This is a genomic window from Streptosporangium sp. NPDC050284, from assembly GCF_044459525.1.
Classification (GTDB): Bacteria; Actinomycetota; Actinomycetes; order Streptosporangiales; family Streptosporangiaceae; genus Streptosporangium.
The window spans coordinates 46,873-67,189 of record NZ_JBITIZ010000010.1 but is presented as its reverse complement, the minus strand read 5'-3'; the positions used below and the strand labels follow the sequence as shown (position 1 = coordinate 67,189).

Sequence of the window (20,317 nt, the reverse complement as noted above, 5' to 3'; positions counted from 1 at the left end):
CTCGCTTGTGCTGAAATGTCGTCGGAAACGACGATTGCTGCATGCGTACCCGGCACCTCCTCCTCGCCATCACCCTCACCGCCCTGTGGGGCTTCAACTTCGTGGTGATGGAGGCCGGGCTCCGGCACTTCCCCCCGCTGCTCTACGTGGCGCTGCGCTTCCTGCTCGCCGCCTTCCCCGCCGTACTGCTCGTCGGCGGCCCCGGGGTGCCCTGGCGAAAGGTCCTCGTGGCCGGCGCCACGCTCGGCATCGGCCAGTACGCCCTGCTGCTGACCGGCATGCGGGCGGGCATGCCCGCCGGGCTCACCTCGCTCGTCGTCCAGGTCCAGGCGATCTTCACCGCGATCCTGGCGGTCGCCCTCCTGGGCGAACGGCTCACCCGGCGGCGGATCACCGGCATGGCGGTCGCGTTCGCCGGTCTGGCGCTGATCGCCACCGACCTGGGCACCGGCAGCCCCGTCGGCGCGTTCCTGCTGGTCATCGGCGCGGCGTTCTTCTGGGGCATGGGCAACATCGCGGTCAGGAACGCCGCCCCACCCAACTCGTTCCGCTTCATGGTCTGGGTCAGCGCGGTCGCGGCCCTGCCCATGACGGCCCTGTCCCTGCTGGTCGAGGGCGTCCCCCACCTGGAGTTCTCCGTGGAGGGCAGCCTCTCGGTCCTCTACGTCTCACTGATCTCCACCCTCGGCGGCTTCGGCATCTGGGGCTTCCTGCTCCAGCGCTACGACGCCTCGGTGGTCGCCCCCTCCGCCCTGCTCGTCCCGGTCTTCGGCATGTCCTCCGCCGCCCTGTTCACCGGCGAGTCGATCTCCCCCACCAAACTCCTCGCCGCCACCCTGATCATCTCCGGCGTCCTCTACTCCAGCACCCGCGCCCGGCCTCTTCCCTCCTCAGTGCCCTCACCTTCTTCCGTTTAGGCCAAAACGGGAGAGAATGAAACGAGGGCAACGGAGACGATCTGAATGAACACACCAAGTGACGGGGACGATGTTACGGTGACCGACGTGAGCGCCGCACTCGACTACTGGCCCTCCCCTCCCCCGTGGGGATGGACCGCCGACGACCTCGACAACCTCCCGACTGAGGGGCCGAACGGCGAACCCGACTTCTTCAAGCACGTCGAACTCATCGATGGAGCTCTCGTCTTCATGTCCCCCCAAAAACGCTTCCACGAGCGTGTGCTGTTCGGCCTTCGCGTGGCCCTGAACTCCCAGGCTCCCGAGCACGTCGCGGCCGTGCTCCAGATGGACGTCAAGCTCGGCCACCGGATGCGTCCCTGCCCCGACGTCGTGGTCGTTGACGTGAAAGCAGCCGATGACGATGAACGGACTTTCTACACCCCCGGCGAGGTGCACCTCGCCGTCGAAGTGGTCTCCCCCGAGTCCGAGGACCGCGACCGCAAGACCAAGCCCTCCCGCTACGCCGAGGCGGGCATCCCACACTTCTGGCGGGTGGAGAACAACAGCGGCTCCCCTGTGGTCTACGTCTACGAACTCGACCCAGCCACCCACGCATACGCTCTCACCGGCATCCACCACAACCGGTTGACCGTACCCGTCCCCTTCCCCATCACCATCGACCTCAGCAACCTTCCCAGGTAGACCCCGGATCAGCCCAGGTCGTCGAAATCACCGCCCTTGACGCCCCTGACGAAGGTTCGCCAGTTCTCAAAGGAAAAAAGCAGCACCGGGCCTGAGGAATCTTTGCTGTCTCGAAGGCCCACAACACCAGGAAGGCCAACGGCGACCCCCACGCAGTCGGCACCCCCATTGCCACTGAGACTGCTCTTACGCCACAAGACATCGGCCAGGTAAGACCGAGGCATTTGCACCCCCTCACGACTGGGGATCTTCGTAGACCGATCACACACTCAAGGGCGTGTGTCGAAGTCGCCGGTCTTGACGCGACTCAGGAAGGCCGTCCAGCCACCCGACGAGAAGGAAAGTACGGCGCCGTCGGGATCCTTGGAGTCACGGACGAGGTAGCGATTGTCCATACGGGCGACTTCAACGCAGTTGCCGCCGTTAGTGCTGTAGCTACTCTTACGCCATATGGCGTTGGCCATGGAATGCGGGGACACCCATCTTCCCCATTGCATCTGGAACCCTTCCCCGACCGTCACGCGGTCAGGGATGCGTGTCGAAGTCTCCAGCTTTGACGCGACCGAGGAAAGCGGTCCAGTCACCCGGGGGGAAGACAGGCGTGGCGCCGTCGGGGTCCTTGGAGTCGCGGACAGCGATCAGGTCCGCGACGGAGGCGACTTCAACGCAGTTGTTGCCGCTGCCGCTCAAGCTGCTCTTGCGCCAGAGGATGTTCGTCAGATCAGTCATGGTGTAACTGCTCCTTCGCCTCGGTGATCAGTCCCATGGATGCCTCTGGGGACAGAGCCGCACCACATATGCGTGCGAATGTCATTTTATAGCGATCTACCTGATCTGAGCTCTCGATATAGACGTCACCGGCCGTACCTTCGACGTAGGCGACGGCGGGATCGATCTCTTCCGAAAAGGACAGGACGGTGAACGCCCCTTCCAGTCCAGCGTGTGCTCCGGCGCTATACGGCGAGTCCCCTGCGCTCCTTTCCGTACCGGCGCTTCAGCTACGGCGACGGACCCCGAACGACCCCGTACGGATTGCTTCAGCGTCCCCAGCGCACACTGGGCGGCCCGTAAGAAAGCCACTACGGACCGCACCACCTACGGCGAGACGGGCCGTGTGCGGAGGTGGGTGGGTGTTCCGGGCGGCTTATAAAAATCCGCAACCAGCGCGCCCGCCAGGCCGGAGGCCTGACCCACCAGACGACCACCAACGACGGCCGCCCGGAGCACCCGCCCACCGGAGCGCGCACCCACCTTGAACACCGGCCGGACACCCAGACCCGTCACCAACGACGACCGCCCGGAGCACCCGCCCACCAAAGCACCCACCAAAGCGCGAACGCGTCCCCCACGAGCGAACCCTCACCGCCCGAAGCAGGAACACATCCCCACAAGAAACCCTGACCACCCGAAACACCCAGCCGGGCACCAACGAACACTCACACCGCTAACCAGAAACAGAAGCCGCGGCCTTAGCGGCAGCGGGAAGCGCCTCGGCGATACGGGAAAGAGCCTCATCATCATGGGCGGAGGACAGGAACCACGCCTCGTACGCCGAAGGAGGCAGGTAGACGCCCTGCTCCAGCATCGAGTGGAAGAACGCCCGGTAGGCGGCGGTGTCCTGCTTCTGGGCGATGCCGAAGTCGGTGACCCGCTCGTCGGTGAAGAAGATGGAGAACAGGCTCCCGGCCCGCTGCAGGCGGTGCGGCACCCCGGCCGCCGAGAGGGCGTCGGCGGCGGCGCGGCCGATGACCAGAGCGGCGGCGTCGACCCGGTCGTAGACCCCCTCGTCGCAGGCGCGCAGGGTGGCGAGGCCGGCGACGCAGGCGAGCGGGTTTCCCGACAGGGTGCCCGCCTGGTAGACCGGCCCCTCAGGGGCCAGGTGCGCCATCACGTCCGCCCGCCCGCCGAACGCGGCGGCGGGCAGGCCCCCGCCCATGACCTTGCCGAAGGTCATGAGGTCGGCCTCGACCGGGTCGAGCCCGTACCAGCCGGACTCCGACACCCGGAACCCGGTGAGCACCTCGTCGACGATGAGCAGGGCGCCGTGCGCGGTGCACAGCTCGCGCAGCGTGGCGTTGAACCCGTCGAGCGGCGGGACGACACCCATGTTGGCCGGACACGCCTCGGTGATCACACACGCGATCTCGGCGCCGAAGGTCTGGAACGCCTCCGTGACCGCCTCGACCGAGTTGTACGGCAGCACCACGGTGTCGGCGGCCGAGGCGCCGGTCACCCCCGGGGTGTCGGGCAGACCGAAGGTCACCACTCCGGAGCCGGCCGAGGCGAGGAGGGCGTCGACGTGGCCGTGGTAGCAGCCCGCGAACTTCACGATCTTGGACCGGCCGGTGAATCCGCGGGCCAGCCGCACCGCGGACATGGTGGCCTCGGTACCGGAGCTGACCAGGCGGACCTTCTCCACCGGCTCGACGCGGGCGACGATCTCCTCGGCGAGCTCGACCTCGCCGGGTGTCGCCGTACCGAACGAGGTGCCGTCGCGCAGCGCCTCCTGAAGGGCCTCGATCACGGCGGGGTGCCGGTGGCCGAGGATCATCGGTCCCCACGAGCAGACCAGGTCGACGTAGCGGTTGCCGTCGACGTCGGTGATGTAGGGCCCCTGCCCCGAGGTCATGAAGCGCGGTGTCCCGCCGACGGCGCCGAAGGCTCGGACCGGGGAGTTGACGCCTCCGGGGACGATCTCACGTGCGCGGGCGAACAGGGCCTCGGAGTTCTCAGTACGGCTCACGCCCTCCAGGGTAGTAGTCACCGAAGGGCCCCGGAAAAAGCGTCACTCGCAGGTGTCGGCGAGCCAGTCGAGGACGCGCAGCGGGTCGGGCAGCGGGCGTCCGTCTGGCGGGCGCAGCCATGAGCCGGATCCACCGGTCGGCAGGAGCGAGGGCGGGGCGAGGACGTAGCTGTCGCGGCAGTGCCAGCGCAGGCCGGGCATCTCCTCGATGGTGGAAGGACCGAAGTCCAGCGCGCAGGTCCACCACTCGTCCTCGTCGTCGGAGGCGTTCCTGGTGGCCACATAGAACAGGGCCCGGTCGCCGTTGACGGCGACCGGGCCCGAGGCGACTCCGGCGGAGTCCATGTTCGCGAGGGTGGTGCGCCCCGCGGCGAGCGGTACGTCGAAGACGTCGAACACCCGTCCCGTGGGGAGGATCACGTTCGCCTCCGGCTCGTACCGCCACCAGTTGGTGAGCAGGGCCGGGTCGGTGGTGGCCTGCATCTGCCAGGCCCGCGAGAGCGGGTGTGCCCCCGGGTCGGGGCAGCCGATCCTGTCGCAGGAACAGGAGCGCGAACCGCCCTTCAGCGGCTTCGCGCCGGGACAGCTCGCCCAGCCCAGGGCGGCGTACTCCAGCACAAAGTTGATCATCTGCTTCGGATGGCCATGCCGTCTGCTTCGACGAACCATCGGTACCCCGACCATTGTGTCCTCCGTCGTCCGCGCATCCCGCGTGCACCCCGGATGCGGTCGACCTGTCCACACTCTGGTCAGTCAGAACGTCGAATATCCAGGGTTTACGCCACCTGGGACACATCCGCACCGGTTATCGCACTCTAACGCACCCGCTTCTCCATCAAGCGGCGAACCTCCAGTTCTCGGCACGCGCCGCCGGTCTCATCTCAGTTTCCCCGCCACCTCGGTGGCCCAGTAGGTGAGGATCATGTCGGCCCCGGCCCTGCGGATCGCGACCAGCGACTCCATGATCACCCGGTCCCGGTCGACCCAGCCGTTCGCCGCCGCGGCCTCGACCATCGCGTACTCGCCGCTGACCTGGTACGCCGCCACCGGCACGTCCACGGCGTCGCGCACCTGGCGCAGGATGTCGAGGTAGGCCAGCGCGGGCTTGACCATCACGGCGTCGGCGCCCTCGTCGAGGTCCAGCCTCACCTCGCGCAGCGCCTCACCGATCGGTCCCGCCGCGTCCTGCTGGTAGGCGTTGCGGTCACCGAACCGGGGAGCGCACTCGGCCGCCTCGCGAAACGGGCCGTAGAACGCCGAGGCGTACTTCGCCGAGTACGCCAGGATCGGGACCTGCTCGAAGCCGTCACCGTCCAGGGCCGCCCTGATCGCCGCGACCTGGCCGTCCATCATGCCGCTCGGCGCGATGACCTGCGACCCGGCCCGCGCCTGGGCCACCGCGGAGGACGCGTAGCGCTCCAGGGTGGCGTCGTTGTCGACCTCCCCCTCGGGGGTCAGGATGCCGCAGTGCCCGTGGTCGGTGAACTCGTCCAGGCAGGTGTCGGTCATCACGACCAGCGCATCGCCCACGTCGGCGACCAGGTCGGCGACGGCGCGCTGGACGATTCCCTCCGGGTCGTCGGCCGCCGAGCCCCGGCCGTCCTTCACCTCGGGGATGCCGAACAGGATCAGCCCGCCGACCCCGGCCTCGGCGGCCTCGTGGGCGGCCTTGCGCAGCGAGTCGCGGGTGTGCTGGAACACCCCGGGCATCGAGCCGATCGGATTCGGCTCGGTGATGCCCTCCTTCACGAACATCGGCAGCACGAGCTCCGCCGGGTGCAGCCGGGTCCCGGCCACCATCCGGCGCATCGACGCCGTACGACGGAGCCTGCGCGGACGCGCGACAGGGAACTGAGCCGTCATGGTGCTTCCCCTCCCCCCGGCCGGTAAGGGAACCGCGGGCCGGAGGATCTCGGTTGTGTGTTCCTGACTCACCACGCGACGCGGCACCGATCGTGCCGCCGACCGCAACGCCGATCATGAGATCGATCGTGCTATCGATCATGAGACCGATCGTGGTGTCACCGCAACGCCGATCACGGCCCGCGACGCTCGCCGGGGGCCGTCGAACGCGGCCCGCCCGCCCGTCGTGCGCGGGCGGCGACCACTTCCAAGGTTACTTCGCGCGGCGCCGGGCTCCCCGCCGGGTCTGCGAGGGCCTACGAGGGGTGTCCCCCGCCATGACCGCGGCCTGCCGCTGCTTGGCACCATACTCGGCGAGCGCCGCCGCGAGGGCGGAAGCCGCAGGTTTGTCGGCCATGACGTCGACGCGGAGTCCGAACTCCTCGGCGGTTTTGGCGGTCTGCGGGCCGATCACGGCGATGACCGTGACGTTGTGCGGCTTGCCCGCGATGCCCACGAGGTTGCGGACGGTGCTCGACGAGGTGAACAGCACCGCGTCGAACCCGCCGCCCTTGATGGACTCGCGGGTCGGGGCGGGCGGCGGCGCGGCACGGACGGTCCGGTAGGCGGTCACGTCGTCGCACTCCCAGCCGAGCTCGGTGAGCCCCGCCACGAGTGTCTCGGTCGCGATGTCGGCGCGCGGCAGCAGCACCCGGTTGATCGGGTCGAGCATCGAGTCGTACGGCGGCCACTCGGCGAGCAGGCCCTCCGACGACTGCTCGCCGGTCGGCGTCAGGTCGGGCTTGACGCCGAAACTCACCAGCGCCCGCGCGGTGCTCTCGCCCACGGCCGCGACCTTGAGACCGGCGAACGCGCGTGCGTCCAGGCCGTACTCCTCGAACTTCTCACGCACGGCCTTGACCGCGTTCGCGCTGGTGAAGGCCACCCACTCGTAGCGTCCCGTGACCAGGCCCTTGATCGCGCGGTCCATCTGCTGCGGGGTGCGCGGCGGCTCGACGGAGATCGTGGGGACCTCCTCGGGCACCGCGCCGTACGACTGCAGCTGCTCGACCAGGCCGGCCGACTGCTCCTTGGTCCTGGGGACGAGCACCCGCCAGCCGAACAGCGGCTTGGTCTCGAACCACGACAGCCGGTCGCGCATGCCGACGGCCTCGCCGACCACGATCAGCGCGGGCTCGGCCATCCCGGCGTGCTTGAGGTCGGGCGCGAGCCTGCCCAGCGTGGTCACCACGGTGTGCTGCTCGGTCGTGGTGCCCGCGCTGCTCACCGCCACGGGCGTCGAGTCGGGGCGGCCCGCCGCGATCAGCGCCTTCCCGATCGGGACGGCCTCGGCGATGCCGTTGTAGATCACCAGAGTGCCCGATCCGGTGGCGTACGCGGCCCAGTCGTCGATCTGGGTCGCGTCCACGACCCGGAACTCGGGCACCGAGACCGCGGCGGGGATCCCCGCGTAGGTGAGCACCGCCGTCGCCGGTGGCACGCCGGGCACGATCTCGAACTCCACGTCCGCCTTGGCGCAGGCCGCGACCTCCTCGGTGATCGAGGAGAAGAACATCGGATCGCCCGCGCACAGCCGTACGACGCAGCTCCCGCCCTTGGCCGCCTTGACGACCTTCAGCGAGACGGCGCCGTCCTCGGCCGCGTCGACGACGTCGACGCCCTCACGGCAGTGGCGCAACAGCGGGCCGTACGCCTCCCGGTCGAGAATGACGACGTCCGCCTTGGAAAGCAGGTCGGCGCCGCGCAGCGTGAGCAGGCCCTCATCACCGGGACCGGCCCCGACGAAGGCGACGAACCCGGACGGGCGCTCGAAGGTGGTACTTCCGGAGCTCAATGTGCTCGCTCCCCTATCAACGTGCCGGCCCCTTCCGCGATCATCTCGGCCGCGAGGTCGCGACCGAGATCCATGGGCGTGGAAGAGCTTCCGGCGGTGGACTTGCGCACCGCTCGCCTGCCGTCGACGGCGACGACAGCGGCGGTCAGGATCAGATCGTGCCCGTTCTCGGCCGCGTACGCGCCCACCGGGGCGGTGCACCCCGCCTCCAGGGCGTTGAGCACCGCACGCTCGGCGGTGACCGCCGCGCGGGTGCGCGCGTCGTCGAGCACGCTCAGCAACTCGACCAGGTCGGTCCGGTCGGAGCGGCACTCCACGGCCAGCGCCCCCTGCCCGGGGGCGGGCAGTATCTCCTCGACCTCGAAGATCTGGGAGATCTCGGCCTCGCGGCCCAGCCGGCCGAGCCCGGCGGCGGCGAGCACGATGCCCTGCAGCTCACCGGAGGTCACCCTGCCGATGCGAGTGTCGGCGTTACCGCGAATGGGCACGTAATCAAGATCAGGACGAATCACCCGAAGCTGGGCGATCCGCCGCGGTGATCCCGTGCCGATCGCCGCGCCGGACGGCAGGTCGGCCAGTTTGGCGACGCTCACCAGGGCGTCCCTGTGGTCGTCGCGCGGCGGGATCGCCGCGATGACCACGCGCGGGTCGGGCGTGGTGGGCAGGTCCTTCAGGGAGTGCACCGCGAAGTCGATCGCACCCTCGATCAGCTTGTCGCGCAGCGCGCTGACGAAGACCCCGGTACCGCCGAGCTGCGTGAGGTCGCCTCTGGTCACATCGCCGAAGGTGGTGACACCGACCAGCTCGACGGCCGCGCCGGTCAGCTCGGTGAAGCGGGCGGCGACCAGGCCGGACTGCGTCGTCGCCATGACGCTCCGCCTCGTCCCCAGCCGGAGCGGAGAGGAAACGCTGCTCACAGGCCTGCCTCCTTCTTGCTCGGCTCGGTGTTCTTACCCGGCTCGGCATCGATCGTCTCGATGCGCCTCACCGCTTCTGGCACCTTCGGGTCAAGATTGAACAGCTCCCGCAGCGCCTCCGCGTAATGATCGCCCGCCGGGGACTCCGCCAGCTGTTTGACACGCACGGTGGGCTCGTGGAGCAACTTGTCGACCACGCGCCTCACGGTCTGCCCGACCTCGTCCCTGACGCGCCCCTCAAGGTCGGGCACCCGCGCGACGAGCCGTCCGAGCTCCGCCTCGACCACCTGGGCCGCCTTGCTCCGCAGCGCCACCACGGTCGGCGTGACGCGCGCGGCGCGCTCGGCCGACAGGTAGGCGGTAACCTCCTCGGCGACGATCTCGCGCACGGCGATGACCGCCTCGGCGCGACCGCCGTCGTCGGTGCCGGCGTCGGCCTCACCCTCCTGCATGGACTCCAGGTCGACCAGCGTCACACCGGGCAGTCGCCGTACGGCGGGATCGATGTCGTGCGGCAGGGCCAGGTCAAGCAGGAACGTCTCACGGGGAGCCACCATGTCGGCCGTGATGACCACGTCGGTGGCGCCGGTGCAGGAGATGACCAGGTCGGCCCCCGCCAGCTCGGCCGCCAGGTCGCCGAATCCGGCTGCCCTGCCGCCGACCGTCCGCGCCAGCCGCACCGCGCGGTCGTGGGTCCGGTTCACCACCACGATGTCGGTGACGCCCGCCCGCTGCAGGGTCGCGGCCGACAGGGCGCTCATCGAGCCCGCGCCGACCACCAGGGCCCGCTTCCCTTCCAGGGGACCGAGGGCGCGCTCGGCGAGGGTGAGCCCCACCCCGACGAGGGAGGCACCCGCCCGGTCGATGCCGGTCTCGGTGTGGGAGCGCTTGCCCACCCGCAGTGACTGCTGGACGAGCTCGTTGAGCGTCGGGCCGAGCGTGCCCTCCTGCTGGGCGAGCCTGAGCGCCGAACGCACCTGGCCGAGGATCTGTCCCTCTCCCACGACCATCGAGTCAAGGCCGGAACCGACGGAGAACAGATGCTCGACGGCGCGATCCTCGTAGTGCACGTAGAGGTGGGAGGCCAGCTGCTCCATGGGAACGCCGGAGTGGGTGCTGAGCAGCCGGGAGATCGAGGTCACCGCGGCGTGGAACCGGTCGACCTCGACGTAGACCTCGACCCTGTTGCAGGTCGAGACGACTATGGCCTCGGCGACGTGGGCGTCCTGCTGGACGTCCTGGAGCAGCTTCACCAGCGAGTCTCCGGAGACGGAGACCCGTTCCAGCAGGGCCACCGGTGCCGTCCGGTGACTCAGGCCGACGACGAGAACGCTCATCGGCCCCCTCCCGCCTTCCGGGAGAGGACGCGATCCGCTCTCGCCGTACTCGGCCTCGCAGTGCCGGCGTACGACCTGGTCAGCACGCTCGTCGTAGTCGTCATGGCCGTCATGACCGTCCGGGAGACGCCGTGCCCGCCGACCCGTGTGCCGTGTCTCTTCACAAGTCCACCGCCTCGGGCCACTCCTCGGCCATCACGGGCCCCCCAGTCATCCGATCCGCCTTGCGTTGCTCGTGGAACGCCAGGATCTGGAGTTCAATCGATAGGTCGACTTTACGGATATCCACGCCTTCTGGCACGGAAAGGACGACAGGGGCGAAGTTCAGGATGCTGGTAACCCCCATGGCGATGACCCGGTCGGCTACCTGCTGGGCCGCCGTAGCCGGTGTTGCAAGCACCACGATCGACACCCCCCGCCGCGTTATCACGGCTTCCAACTCGTCGATGTGCTCCACATTCAATCCCGCGATGTGGTCGCCCACCACCTCGGGGTCCGCGTCGAGCAGCGCCGCGACCCTGAACCCGCGGGAGACGAACCCGCCGTAATTGGCGAGCGCACGCCCGAGGTTACCCACTCCGACGATGGCGACGGCCCAGTCCTGGGTGAGGCCCAGCTCGCGGGAGATCTGGTAGATGAGATATTCGACGTCGTAGCCGACCCCGCGGGTGCCGTACGACCCCAGGTGGGAGAGATCCTTGCGAAGCTTGGCCGAGTTGACGCCCGCCGCGACGGCGAGGTCCTCCGAGCTCACGGTCGCCAGGCCACGCTCGGCCATGCCGTTCAACGCTCGCAGATAGAGCGGCAGCCGGGCGACGGTCGCCTCGGGGATGCCGCGTTCGCGGGCTTGGGACAGACGGCGGATCACGTGCCGGAGCTCCAGGGGGACAGGCGGCCGGCGCGGCCCGGACGCGACGGATGACGAGGTGAAACCACTGTCATTCAGGTTAGTCCTTTTGTGAACCGATGCACAAAGTGAGTGTTCACAATCTTGGCCGCGCCCCCCGCCGGTCCTCTCCCCGCCCCCTCCTCACGCCCCGCCCCTGCGCGTCTTCGCCCCCTCCTCACGCCCCGCCCCTGCGCGTCTTCGCCCTCTCGTCAGGCCCAGACCTGTGCCTCTTCGCCCGCTTGCCAGGCCCAGGACCCGCACCTCCCACGGGCACGCACACCCGGTTCGCCGGGTTTTCCCTTCGTCGTCCCGGATCTTCGCCGCTCGCCACAAGGAACGGCGCGGCGCCGCGATTCGGCTACCGTGACGGTCATGTCACCGCGAGACCATCGCATCACCCTGCTCGGCAAACCCGGTTGCCACCTGTGCGACGACGCACGGGCGGTGATCGAGCGGGTCGCCACCGAACTCGGCGTCCCGTGGGAGGAACGCGACATCACGGCCTCCGCCGAGGATGAGGCCCGCTACTGGGAGATGATCCCGGTCACCCTCATCGACGGGGTGCAGCACGACTTCTGGCGCGTCGACGAGAACCGCCTCCGCGCCGCCCTCGGCGCCTGAGGACCTCGACGCCTGAGGACAGGGACGTCCTCTGCCCCTAAATTGGTGCCGCTCGTCCCCATGGTCGTTCCCGCGTTTCCCGCGACACGACCGCAGCGCCCCGGCGGGTGAGCGGCCGACGTGGTCGCCCCCGGCCGTCGCCGGAAAAATGTGATCGTCCCCGGCCTGGTGGAAGGTCGGTCCGATCATCACCATCGGAACGTGATCATCCCCCGCCCGTCGGCCGGCCCCACGCGGCCGGCCCGCGCTCACGACCTGAAGGCCATCGGAAGCGGCATCACCTTCGCGGCGTTCACCGTGAGTTCGATCACATTGGTGGCGAGCACCATCGTCTGACGCTCGGTGACGAAACGTTGCGTGTGGGATTGGCGCTGGTGATCGGCGTAGGCGACCTCGTCACGGTAGAGCTCGTAGACGATCCGCTGAAGAGGCGCCGACTTCACCGAGTGACAGGTGTAGACGAGCGTGTCCGGCTCGGAGCGCCGTACCGAATCGACGGTCTCCTCGGCGAGCCGGTCGAACCTCTCGCCCGTGCCGTCGAGCAGCGTGAAGACGGTGAGCAGGCCGAAGATGCTCGGTGAGGGACGGTTCGAGCCGCCCGGCAGGTCACCGGCACCGCCCGGCGTTCCCGGCCCGCCCGCTCCGCCCGGATACAGAGCTCCGGTCGAGGGAGCGGCACCGCCGAACGCCTGGTCGTAGCCGAGGGAGCCTCCCCGGTCACGTCCCCTGGACCCTCCACGTCCCTGCTCGGAGCCCGGGGAGGGCGCGCCGCCGAAGGCCTGGTCGGCGGGCATGGGCTGGAGACTGCCCGGCCTGCCGGTGCCCGGCATGCCGAACTCCCCGGTGCCGGGACCCGCGGACCTGCCGAACTCCCCGGTGCCCCCGGGTCTGCCGAACTCCCCGGTACCTCCTGGCCTGCCGAACTCCCCGGTGCCGGGACCCGCGGACCTGCCGGAACCCGGGGCACCGTGCCTGCCGAACTCATGGGCGGGGATGTTGTACTCGCCTGTCGCAGGGCCGGGGCTCGGCATGCCGAACTGGCCGGTCACCGGTGGCGGTGACTGCCTTCCGGGATCACCGCCGCGCCTGCCGGGGTCGGCTGCGGGCGGCTGGTCGGCGGGCGGCATTCCGTACTCGCCCGCCATGAACATCCCCGTGGCCGGACCACCGAACCTGTCGTCGCCCGGGGAGGGTTGCTGCCGCATACGCGCAGCGTAGTCGACGTCCTGCTCACCCGCCCGGTACTCGGCCACGAGGTCGCCGAGGCCGGAGCGGCGCGGCGTCTCCTCAGCCGGAGTCCGGGCGGGAGGGGTCTCCGGGGTCACGCGGCGGCCGGCGACCTGCACGTCACGGGGCTGGTGCTCGGGGCGGCGGGGCGGGGGGCGGTCCTCCCACTCGTCGCCCTCGTCCTCGTCGTCGTCCTCGTAGGGCGCGAGCGGGCGCAGCACGACGTACCAGACCGCGGCGGCGGTGACGAAGAGCAGAAGCGCGGTGAACATCCCGGGCACCGCGAAACTGACGGCACCGACGAGGGCGAGGCCGGTGGGACCGAGCACCAGGAGCGCGTGCATGTTGTCGGCGTCGTAGTCGTCACCGCCGCGCCAACGGAGGACCGCGAAGACCAGCCCACCCAGCAGCACGAGCGCGACGATCACATGGACGGCGAGGAGCAGGGAGGCCGGGGGCAGGCCCCAGTGGCGACTACCCGGCGGAAGGGCCTTGGTGAAGTCCTTCTCCTGCAGGACGGGGTCGACCGCGAGGATCACCGTGGCGATGACGGTGAAGGCGATCCCCAGGAGCCAGGAGGAGAACCTGACCGCGCTCTTACGGGCCAGTAACTGGATGACCCCGACGATCAGCCACAGGGGCGCCAGCATGGATCCGGTCAGTTGATAAATCCGGAACGTGCCCGTCCCAAACCCGATCAAATAGCCGGTGGCGATTACTCCCAGTGAGACGGCGAGAGACGCCGTCGTGATACTCCAGGCGATCAGCCAGCCCTTGGGCTCACTGCGGAGACGGCTGACGAGGGCACCGGTGGCGATGGCTGCGAGCAATGCACCGGCGAAGGCGATGACAGCGACGAGGACTTCCATGGTGTCTCCAATGCTGCCGGACATTACCCCCCAACCGGTAGCCGAACCCTGAGTTGGCTACCGGAGCCGGTCCGAAACAACCGACCCCACACCGTATACGGCGGTTACCCCCAGTCACGACGTTCCAAAGTGGATTGTGGAATTTCCGCTTCATTTCTAGAGTGATCGAGCACGCCGTACCCCCTCCCCTCAGGGATACCGGATGCCTGAAACGTGGCCGCTCGCCGGACACCTCCCCTCGACAGCCGGGGTAACCCGGCCCGTCCGCAGTAGCGACCTCACCGTGCGTGAGGATGCCTCCGAAGAACTCCGGAGGCTCGTTTTGCGTGCCAAGACCGGAGACTCGGATGCTTTTGGCACGCTCTATGATCGTTACCTCACCCTGGTATACCGCTACATCTACTTCCGGGTCGGCTCACATCCGCTGGCCGAGGATCTCACGAGCGAGACCTTTCTCCGCGCGCTCCGCAGGATCACGGACTTCACCTGGCAGGGGCGTGATTTCGGCGCCTGGCTCGTGACCATCGCGAGGAACCTGATCACCGATCACTTCAAGTCCGGCAGATACCGTCTTGAGGTCACGACGGCCGAGGTGATCGACACCCCGCTCGACGGCCCGCACATCCCGGAGAACGCCGTCGTCACCGCGATGATCAGCGACCGGGTGCTCACCGCCGTCCGCGATCTCGGTCCCGAGCAGCAGGAGTGCGTGGTGCTGCGCTTCCTGCACGGCATGTCACTGGCGGAGACCGCGCTCATCATGGGCAAGAAGAGCGGCGCCATCAAGGCGCTCCAGTTCCGCGCGATCCGCGCCCTCGCCCGCGCGCTGCCCCCGGACCTCAGCTGATCCCGGCACGCCGGCTCCGGCCGACGCCGGTCGGCATCGCCTCCCGGTGCGGGCCGCCACACCCGGGATGAGGTTCCCCATGCCGATACGGCGCAGCGCGTAACCTGCCGTGCCGAGTCGTCGTTAGGCAAGTGACACCGATGGATCATGAGCTGGGGGCGGCAGGGAGCGTTCATGGGGAAGTGGCTGCCTGGATTCTCGCGGAGGTCGCAGGCACGCATCCAGAACCGTGTTTCACGGCTGGGAGCCCGCATGACGGCCGGCCCCCAACCCGAGTTCAACGCCAGGCTCCGTGAGCAGCTCACCCGATCCCCTCAGGGAGAGGGCACCGCCGAGCGGCGCCCGGCGGGCCCCCGCCACTCCCGGCGGAGATCCCGTGCGGGACTTTTCCCGCAACTGCTCAGCGCCGCCCTGGTGGTCGCGATGATCGCGTCCGTGATGGGAACCTACCGGTCGATGCCCGGTGACACCTTCTATCCGCTCAAGCGCGCCGCCGAGAACACGCTGTTCCACCTGAGCAGCGACGACGCCGAGCGGGCCGACCGCTCCTTCGGCTACGCCGAGACCCGCGCCCGTGAGGTCAAGGAGCTCCTGGGCTCCGGCGAGGGCGAGAAGGTGATCGGGGAGACCCTGCAGGCCATGGAGGAGACCACCCGCTCCGCGGTGACCTCCCTGCGGCAGATGCGGCGCCGCGACTCCACGCGCGCCGGAGAGCTCAAGCGCTTCGTCCAGAAACAGCGCACCCAGATCACCGGGATGATCCCCAAGATGGGTGCGGAGAACCAGCGCAAGGCCCACGTCTATCTCAACTACATCGAGGGCCTCGCCCCGCCCGAGTAGCCGATGGCTCGGGTCGGTGAAGCAGGAAGCCACAGGGGTGTCACGAGAGCGGCACGGGCTGAGTCTCCGGCATTCATGCCGAAGAGCGCGTCAACGATCTCACCGCCCTGTCGCGGTTAAGCTGAGTGGCTATGAGGCGGTTACTACGACGGCGGGACCAGGCGGGAACGGCCAGTCGGGCGACGGTGGGAGAGATCGCGGCCGGTGAGGTCGCGGCCGCGGCCGCCGTCGCGATGCCGATGGCCGAGCCCGACCCGGTGTCCGCGGCCTTCTTCGACGTCGACAACACCATGATGCGCGGCGCCTCCATCTACCACTTCGCCCGCGGTCTCGCCTCCCGGGGCCTGTTCACCAGCAGGGATCTGTTCAGGTTCGCGCTCGGCCAGATGATCTTCCGGGTCCGCGGCGACGAGAACCCCGCTCACATCGAGGAGGCCAGGGAGACCGCGCTCGCGTTCGTGGCGGGCAACAAGGTCGAGGAGATCGTCCGGCTCGGTGAGGAGATCTACGACGAGGTGATGGCCGATCGCATCTGGGCGGGCACCCGCGCCATCGCGCAGGCACACCTCGACGCCGGCCAGCGGGTCTGGCTGGTCACCGCGACCCCGGTGGAACTGGCCCGCGTGATCGCCCAGCGTCTCGGCCTGACCGGTGCGCTCGGCACCGTCGCGGAGACCGAGAACGGCGTCTACACCGGCCGCCTCGTCGGTGACCTGCTTCACGGCCCCGCCAAGGCGGAGGCCGTGAGGGCCCTGGCCCGCAGGGAGGGTCTCGACCTGTCCCGCTGTTCCGCCTACAGCGACTCGGCCAACGACCTGCCCCTGCTCTCCCTCGTCGGCCACGCCACCGCGATCAACCCCGATGCCGAGCTACGCGAGTTCGCCCGGCAGAACAGCTGGGACATCAAGGACTTCCGTACGGGACGCAAGGCGACCATGGTCGGCCTGCCCATCGCGGCGGGCGCGGGGGCCCTTGCGGGCGGTATCGCCGCCGCCGTCGCCCTGCGTCGCCTCTACCGCTCCGGCCGCTGAGGACTGTTTCTCCCTTCGCGGTACGCCACGGTGCCGTGAGAGACCTCGGAAAGGCTCAGAAGAAGGGCGGGAAGGCGTGGCCGCGCCTGAGCCTGAGCTCGTCGAGCTGCTGCTGGACGGACTCCCTCACCTGGTCGGTGAGGTTGAAGACCAGCATGGGGTCGTCGGCGTCGGTGGGGTCGAGTTCGTCGGTGCGGATCGGCTCGCCAAAGCCGATCATCCATTTGGACGGGAGCGGGACCAGCCCGAGAGGCCCGAACCAGGGAAAAAGCGGCGTGATCGGCAGATAGGGCAGGCCGAACGCCCTGGCGAGGAAGCGCAGGTCGCCGATCTTGGGGTAGATCTCCTCCGCGCCCACGATGGCGCAGGGAACGATCGGCACACCCGCGCGGATGGCGGAGGCGACGAACCCACCCCGGCCGAAGCGCTGTAGCCGATAGCGATCGGAGAACGGCTTGCCGACCCCCTTGAACCCTTCGGGGAAGACGCCGACGATCTGGCCCTTGCGGAGCAACCGGTCGGCGTCGTCGCGGCAGGCGAGGGTGTGGCCGGTCTTGCGGGAGAGGTGGCCGAGCACCGGGAGCCGGTAGACCAGGTCGGCCCCCAGGAGACGGAGCGCGCGACGCTCGGGGTGGTCGTCGTACAGGGCCACCTGGAGCATGAGTCCGTCGAGCGGGAGGGTGCCCGAGTGGTTGGCCACGATCAGGGCTCCGGAGTCACCGGGTACGTTGCGCATGCCGAAGGTCTCGGTGCGGAACCAGTGGCGGTACAGCGGGCGGATCAGCTCCAGCAGCACCTTGTCGGTGAGCTCGGCGTCGAACCCGAACTCGTCGACCTCGTACTCTCCGGTCAGGCGACGGCGCAGGAAGGCGAGCGTCTCGGCCAGCCGGTGATCGTCCCCGCTGCCGTCCGCCGTGTCGCTCACCCCGTCACCGGCCGGGACACCATGTCCGCCAGGGCGGAGGGCAGGCCCCCTGCCAGGTCACGTGCGTGGATGAAGTCCTCGAAGGCCGCCGCGGTGGAGAATTTCGGCTTCCAGCCGAGGGCCGTGGACAGCGCGGTGGTGTCGACCACGCGTCCGTGGCACATCAGGCGGAGTTGCTCGGGAGAGAAACCGACCAGTCCCGCGCTCCGGGCGAGCTCGCCCATGAAACGGAAGACGGGAGAGGGGACGGGCATCGAGAGCAGGTCCGCCCTGCGCGCGCACTGCGACAGCAGCAGCACGCCGTCTCCGGCCACGTTGAACGTGCCCGGGTGGTCTTCCATCGCCATCCGCCTCAGCACCTCGACCGCGTCGTCCTCGTGGACGAACTGCAGCCGCGGGTCGAACCCGAGCACGGTCGGCAGGACCGGCTGGGTGAAGTAACGCGTCAGCGGTGAGTCGACGCCGGGTCCCATGAAGTTGGCGAACCTGAGCGTCGACACCGCCACATCGCGCCGCCGTCTGGCGAAACCGCGGACGTAGCCCTCCACTTCGGAGGCGTCCTTGGCGTAGCCACGGCTCGGAGGCTCTCCCGGCTCGGCGTCCTCGGTGAAGACCGCGGGATCGTGCGGGGAGGAACCGTAGACAGCGGTGGTCGATCGCACGACGACACGGCGCACCGTCGCGGACCGCTGACAGGCACCGAGCAACTGCATGGTGCCGATGACGTTGTGTTCCTTCATGAGCGCTCGGCCACCACTCCGGGGAGGGGCGCTCACCAGACTCATGTGAACGACGATGTCGACGTCGGCGGCCGCGATCACCTGGGCGATGTCGGGGCTGCGCAGATCAACGCGGACGAACTCCGTCCGGCCGAGAGGTACGCCGCCATCACGTGAGAGCGAGGGCGGCGGCACCGTATCCACTCCGATGACCCGGTCGATGTCCGGGTCATCCGCGAGAACGCTCGCCACTCGGGCGCCGATGTGGCGCGAGACCCCGGTGACAAGCACGGTGTGGGTCATCGGCGCCTCGCAGATCCGCGCTACTTCTTGTTACGCCGCTGGATGCGGGTCTTCTTCAGAAGCTTGCGGTGCTTCTTCTTCGCCATGCGCTTACGGCGCTTCTTGATCACAGAGCCCACGGGACCCCCAGGTAGCTGGTAGCCGAGATTGTCGAACCGGTGCGCGAGAGCACACCGGCACAACAGACTACCGGCGATCCACGGTAGATCGCCCCTGGGGGGACCCCGGGCGCATGAACTCACGACGTGGCGACCACGTCGCTACCCCGATGAGGCACGGACCGGCTCTTGCGCGGCCGTACCGGAGATCGTGCTCCGACAGACCGGAAAAGAGCAGGACCGTGAGCGGCCTGGCGCCTTCACCTCACGACCGGAACGCTTCCCCCGGTCGCTCGGCTCGACGCGTCGAGCTCACCCTGCCTCAACCTGCCTCGATGTAGGCATCCCTGAGATAATCGTGTACCGCCTGCTCCGGCACTCGGAAGGATCGACCGACCCGGATGGCCGGCAGCTCGCCCGAATGCACGAGTCGGTACACAGTCATCTTGGACACCCTCATGACAGTGGCCACTTCTGCCACCGTCAGGAACTTCACCTCGCTGAGAGGTCTTTCGCCTGCACCCATCGGACGCCTCTTCCGCACGTGTATCCGGGTTATCCCCACTGGTGCCATTGCTCACGCACGTGTACTGCCGTCAGCGTAAGTCGGGACCCCTGTCACGCAAACCCCCTATTTTCTCAGCCCACGGGGTCCCACGTCAGCGAAACGCATGAAAACGCTGGCCAGCAGCCTGATCGTGCCTCTCACATTGATCTTGGAACGGACCAACTGTCTCCCATTAGAGTCGCCCACAATCCCCAAAAAGTTGGCAAACGGGCGGCGAGGTAGGTGGAATGCAGGCGCGAAATGCCCGTATAGGGATGACCTAATTTGCGCATCCCCCGTCTCAGAGGGCTCGCACGACCCTCTCGACCAAGTGGTGCGTCAGCGGTTCGTAATACCTAGGTAGCACGTTGTCATCGAGCGGGACGGTGGCCGCGATCTTGCCTTCGGCCTCACCGACGAAAAGTGCGGGATCGTTGCTGTCGGCGAATCCGACCGTGAGGATGCCCGCCTCGCCCGCGGCCCCGGCCCAGCCGTGGTCGGCGATCACCAGATCGGGACGGTCGGAACCCAGTTCGGCGATCATGGCGCGCATCGGGGCGGGGTCGTGCGTGTGCACGAAGGCGCCCTTGTCGTCGAGCATCGCGACGTCGTCCATGTAACGGATCTTGCGCCTGCGCCCGAATCCGCTGCCCCAGTACGACCAGCCCTCGGCCGGTGCCATCAGGGTCGCGCCGCGCGCCCTGAGCATCCGGCCCAGGGCCATGTGAACGGTGAGCAGGCCGGTGGGGTGCCCGGTGGCTATCAGGATCCTGGGGTTCTCCCCCCGGAGCACACCGGCGATCGTGTCGCCCATCTTCTCCGTCGCCTCGATCGTGCGATCGGGATCGATGGTGTCCTGCCCCTCCCGGTGCTCGGGATCGGCCACGACCCCCGCCGACTTGGCCATCAACTCCAGCACGTCCCGGTAGGACCACGCGCCGTCCATCGTCAGCCCGAACATGTAGTGCGGATCACGGTTGGAAAGCGACCGGTAGTGGTCCAGGTTGTTCTCCCGACTGGTCGCCACATCACCGGCGATCCGGGTACGGATCAGGTGCTCACGAAGCTCGGCGCGGGTCATCGGTTCCTCAGTCATTTTGCCGGGG

The 20,317-nt window shown here is 68.7% G+C and carries 22 protein-coding genes and 1 pseudogene; 6 read left to right on the top strand and 17 right to left on the bottom strand.

The genetic code is table 11. The features are described from left to right. Positions 1-41 precede the first annotated feature (41 nt). Together ACIBH4_RS23300 and ACIBH4_RS23295 are read left to right on the top strand one after the other, a co-directional pair. Positions 42-917, top strand: coding sequence for an EamA family transporter (locus ACIBH4_RS23300; RefSeq protein WP_362764760.1), 876 nt, complete (start codon positions 42-44; stop codon positions 915-917). Positions 918-995: 78 nt separating this feature from the next. Continuing rightward, positions 996-1,601 (top strand): Uma2 family endonuclease, encoded by a 606-nt coding sequence (locus tag ACIBH4_RS23295; RefSeq protein WP_399172796.1) that lies wholly within the window; start codon positions 996-998, stop codon positions 1,599-1,601. An 8-nt stretch (positions 1,602-1,609) separates the two neighbouring features. Here the strand turns inward: ACIBH4_RS23295 and ACIBH4_RS23290 are convergent, their stop codons facing one another. The 11 genes and pseudogenes from ACIBH4_RS23290 to ACIBH4_RS23240 all read right to left on the bottom strand — a co-directional run bounded on the left by ACIBH4_RS23290 (position 1,610) and on the right by ACIBH4_RS23240 (position 11,163). Beyond that, the gene (locus tag ACIBH4_RS23290; RefSeq protein WP_362764758.1) at positions 1,610-1,825 is read right to left on the bottom strand and encodes a DUF397 domain-containing protein; all 216 of its coding nucleotides are present in this window, start codon (positions 1,823-1,825) and stop codon (positions 1,610-1,612) included. 45 nt (positions 1,826-1,870) lie between these two features. Continuing rightward, a complete protein-coding gene (locus tag ACIBH4_RS23285; RefSeq protein ID WP_362764756.1) occupies positions 1,871-2,065 on the bottom strand; it encodes a DUF397 domain-containing protein in 195 nt (64 codons plus the stop codon). A 61-nt stretch (positions 2,066-2,126) separates the two neighbouring features. Beyond that, positions 2,127-2,330, bottom strand: coding sequence for a DUF397 domain-containing protein (locus ACIBH4_RS23280; protein WP_362764753.1), 204 nt, complete (start codon positions 2,328-2,330; stop codon positions 2,127-2,129). Beyond that, positions 2,323-2,550, bottom strand: a pseudogene (locus tag ACIBH4_RS23275) (Scr1 family TA system antitoxin-like transcriptional regulator); the annotation flags it as partial. The pseudogene ACIBH4_RS23275 and the gene ACIBH4_RS23280, both read right to left, overlap by 8 nt. Positions 2,551-3,045: 495 nt before the next feature. Then, positions 3,046-4,344, bottom strand: a complete 1,299-nt coding sequence (gene hemL, locus ACIBH4_RS23270) for a glutamate-1-semialdehyde 2,1-aminomutase (RefSeq protein ID WP_362515347.1) — start codon at positions 4,342-4,344, stop codon at positions 3,046-3,048. A gap of 42 nt (positions 4,345-4,386) precedes the next feature. Next, positions 4,387-5,028, bottom strand: coding sequence for a bifunctional DNA primase/polymerase (locus tag ACIBH4_RS23265; RefSeq protein ID WP_350942598.1), 642 nt, complete (start codon positions 5,026-5,028; stop codon positions 4,387-4,389). 192 nt (positions 5,029-5,220) lie between these two features. Further along, positions 5,221-6,207 carry a porphobilinogen synthase gene (gene hemB / locus ACIBH4_RS23260; protein ID WP_362515352.1) on the bottom strand — a complete coding sequence of 329 codons (987 nt, stop codon included), beginning with the start codon at positions 6,205-6,207 and terminating at the stop codon, positions 5,221-5,223. Between the two features lie 253 nt (positions 6,208-6,460). Further along, a complete protein-coding gene (locus tag ACIBH4_RS23255; protein WP_362515355.1) occupies positions 6,461-8,041 on the bottom strand; it encodes a uroporphyrinogen-III synthase in 1,581 nt (526 codons plus the stop codon). Further along, entirely contained in the window at positions 8,038-8,910 is an 873-nt protein-coding gene (hemC, locus tag ACIBH4_RS23250) for a hydroxymethylbilane synthase (RefSeq protein ID WP_399172792.1), read from the bottom strand. The genes ACIBH4_RS23255 and hemC overlap by 4 nt, the downstream gene beginning before the upstream one ends. Positions 8,911-8,954: 44 nt before the next feature. Continuing rightward, the gene (locus tag ACIBH4_RS23245; RefSeq protein WP_362515359.1) at positions 8,955-10,295 is read right to left on the bottom strand and encodes a glutamyl-tRNA reductase; all 1,341 of its coding nucleotides are present in this window, start codon (positions 10,293-10,295) and stop codon (positions 8,955-8,957) included. Positions 10,296-10,455: 160 nt separating this feature from the next. Beyond that, positions 10,456-11,163, bottom strand: coding sequence for a redox-sensing transcriptional repressor Rex (locus tag ACIBH4_RS23240; protein ID WP_362515362.1), 708 nt, complete (start codon positions 11,161-11,163; stop codon positions 10,456-10,458). Positions 11,164-11,556: 393 nt separating this feature from the next. Between ACIBH4_RS23240 and ACIBH4_RS23235 the strand changes: the two genes are divergently transcribed. Continuing rightward, a complete protein-coding gene (locus ACIBH4_RS23235) occupies positions 11,557-11,805 on the top strand; it encodes a glutaredoxin family protein (RefSeq protein WP_362515365.1) in 249 nt (82 codons plus the stop codon). 248 nt (positions 11,806-12,053) lie between these two features. Here ACIBH4_RS23235 and ACIBH4_RS23230 read toward each other — a convergent pair whose 3' ends face one another. Beyond that, positions 12,054-13,901 (bottom strand): hypothetical protein, encoded by a 1,848-nt coding sequence (locus tag ACIBH4_RS23230; protein ID WP_362515369.1) that lies wholly within the window; start codon positions 13,899-13,901, stop codon positions 12,054-12,056. A 202-nt stretch (positions 13,902-14,103) separates the two neighbouring features. Here ACIBH4_RS23230 and ACIBH4_RS23225 point away from each other — a divergent pair, with 202 nt between their 5' ends. The 3 genes from ACIBH4_RS23225 (at position 14,104) to ACIBH4_RS23215 (ending at position 16,619) form a co-directional block, all read left to right on the top strand. After that, entirely contained in the window at positions 14,104-14,748 is a 645-nt protein-coding gene (locus ACIBH4_RS23225; RefSeq protein WP_362769159.1) for a sigma-70 family RNA polymerase sigma factor, read from the top strand. A 252-nt stretch (positions 14,749-15,000) separates the two neighbouring features. Continuing rightward, a complete protein-coding gene (locus ACIBH4_RS23220) occupies positions 15,001-15,588 on the top strand; it encodes a DUF5667 domain-containing protein (RefSeq protein WP_362515374.1) in 588 nt (195 codons plus the stop codon). A gap of 233 nt (positions 15,589-15,821) precedes the next feature. Next, positions 15,822-16,619, top strand: a complete 798-nt coding sequence (locus tag ACIBH4_RS23215) for an HAD-IB family hydrolase (RefSeq protein ID WP_362515498.1) — start codon at positions 15,822-15,824, stop codon at positions 16,617-16,619. Between the two features lie 55 nt (positions 16,620-16,674). Here the strand turns inward: ACIBH4_RS23215 and ACIBH4_RS23210 are convergent, their stop codons facing one another. The 5 genes from ACIBH4_RS23210 to ACIBH4_RS23190 form a co-directional block, all read right to left on the bottom strand. Continuing rightward, complete coding sequence (locus tag ACIBH4_RS23210) at positions 16,675-17,544, bottom strand: lysophospholipid acyltransferase family protein (protein ID WP_362515377.1); 870 nt, start codon at positions 17,542-17,544, stop codon at positions 16,675-16,677. Further along, the gene (locus ACIBH4_RS23205) at positions 17,541-18,566 is read right to left on the bottom strand and encodes an NAD-dependent epimerase/dehydratase family protein (RefSeq protein WP_362515379.1); all 1,026 of its coding nucleotides are present in this window, start codon (positions 18,564-18,566) and stop codon (positions 17,541-17,543) included. The genes ACIBH4_RS23210 and ACIBH4_RS23205 overlap by 4 nt, the downstream gene beginning before the upstream one ends. Before the next feature lie 20 nt (positions 18,567-18,586). Beyond that, positions 18,587-18,685 carry a 30S ribosomal protein bS22 gene (locus ACIBH4_RS23200; protein WP_018654693.1) on the bottom strand — a complete coding sequence of 33 codons (99 nt, stop codon included), beginning with the start codon at positions 18,683-18,685 and terminating at the stop codon, positions 18,587-18,589. Between the two features lie 301 nt (positions 18,686-18,986). Continuing rightward, positions 18,987-19,190 carry a helix-turn-helix domain-containing protein gene (locus ACIBH4_RS23195; RefSeq protein WP_012887307.1) on the bottom strand — a complete coding sequence of 68 codons (204 nt, stop codon included), beginning with the start codon at positions 19,188-19,190 and terminating at the stop codon, positions 18,987-18,989. 322 nt (positions 19,191-19,512) lie between these two features. Continuing rightward, complete coding sequence (locus ACIBH4_RS23190) at positions 19,513-20,307, bottom strand: phosphatase (protein ID WP_362515383.1); 795 nt, start codon at positions 20,305-20,307, stop codon at positions 19,513-19,515. Between the last annotated feature and the right edge of the window lie 10 nt (positions 20,308-20,317).

What these genes read in the sequence shown, in the direction of transcription:
- ACIBH4_RS23300 (WP_362764760.1), top strand. Translation starts at nt 42, where the DNA reads ATGCGTACCCGGCACCTCCTCCTCGCCATCACCCTCACCGCCCTGTGG.
- ACIBH4_RS23290 (WP_362764758.1), bottom strand. Translation starts at nt 1,825, where the DNA reads ATGCCTCGGTCTTACCTGGCCGATGTCTTGTGGCGTAAGAGCAGTCTC.
- ACIBH4_RS23285 (WP_362764756.1), bottom strand. Translation starts at nt 2,065, where the DNA reads ATGGCCAACGCCATATGGCGTAAGAGTAGCTACAGCACTAACGGCGGC.
- ACIBH4_RS23280 (WP_362764753.1), bottom strand. Translation starts at nt 2,330, where the DNA reads ATGACTGATCTGACGAACATCCTCTGGCGCAAGAGCAGCTTGAGCGGC.
- ACIBH4_RS23265 (WP_350942598.1), bottom strand. Translation starts at nt 5,028, where the DNA reads ATGGTCGGGGTACCGATGGTTCGTCGAAGCAGACGGCATGGCCATCCG.
- hemB (WP_362515352.1), bottom strand. Translation starts at nt 6,207, where the DNA reads ATGACGGCTCAGTTCCCTGTCGCGCGTCCGCGCAGGCTCCGTCGTACG.
- hemC (WP_399172792.1), bottom strand. Translation starts at nt 8,910, where the DNA reads ATGGCGACGACGCAGTCCGGCCTGGTCGCCGCCCGCTTCACCGAGCTG.
- ACIBH4_RS23245 (WP_362515359.1), bottom strand. Translation starts at nt 10,295, where the DNA reads ATGAGCGTTCTCGTCGTCGGCCTGAGTCACCGGACGGCACCGGTGGCC.
- ACIBH4_RS23235 (WP_362515365.1), top strand. Translation starts at nt 11,557, where the DNA reads ATGTCACCGCGAGACCATCGCATCACCCTGCTCGGCAAACCCGGTTGC.
- ACIBH4_RS23230 (WP_362515369.1), bottom strand. Translation starts at nt 13,901, where the DNA reads ATGGAAGTCCTCGTCGCTGTCATCGCCTTCGCCGGTGCATTGCTCGCA.
- ACIBH4_RS23225 (WP_362769159.1), top strand. Translation starts at nt 14,104, where the DNA reads ATGCCTGAAACGTGGCCGCTCGCCGGACACCTCCCCTCGACAGCCGGG.
- ACIBH4_RS23220 (WP_362515374.1), top strand. Translation starts at nt 15,001, where the DNA reads ATGACGGCCGGCCCCCAACCCGAGTTCAACGCCAGGCTCCGTGAGCAG.
- ACIBH4_RS23215 (WP_362515498.1), top strand. Translation starts at nt 15,822, where the DNA reads ATGCCGATGGCCGAGCCCGACCCGGTGTCCGCGGCCTTCTTCGACGTC.
- ACIBH4_RS23205 (WP_362515379.1), bottom strand. Translation starts at nt 18,566, where the DNA reads ATGACCCACACCGTGCTTGTCACCGGGGTCTCGCGCCACATCGGCGCC.
- ACIBH4_RS23195 (WP_012887307.1), bottom strand. Translation starts at nt 19,190, where the DNA reads ATGGGTGCAGGCGAAAGACCTCTCAGCGAGGTGAAGTTCCTGACGGTG.
- ACIBH4_RS23190 (WP_362515383.1), bottom strand. Translation starts at nt 20,307, where the DNA reads ATGACTGAGGAACCGATGACCCGCGCCGAGCTTCGTGAGCACCTGATC.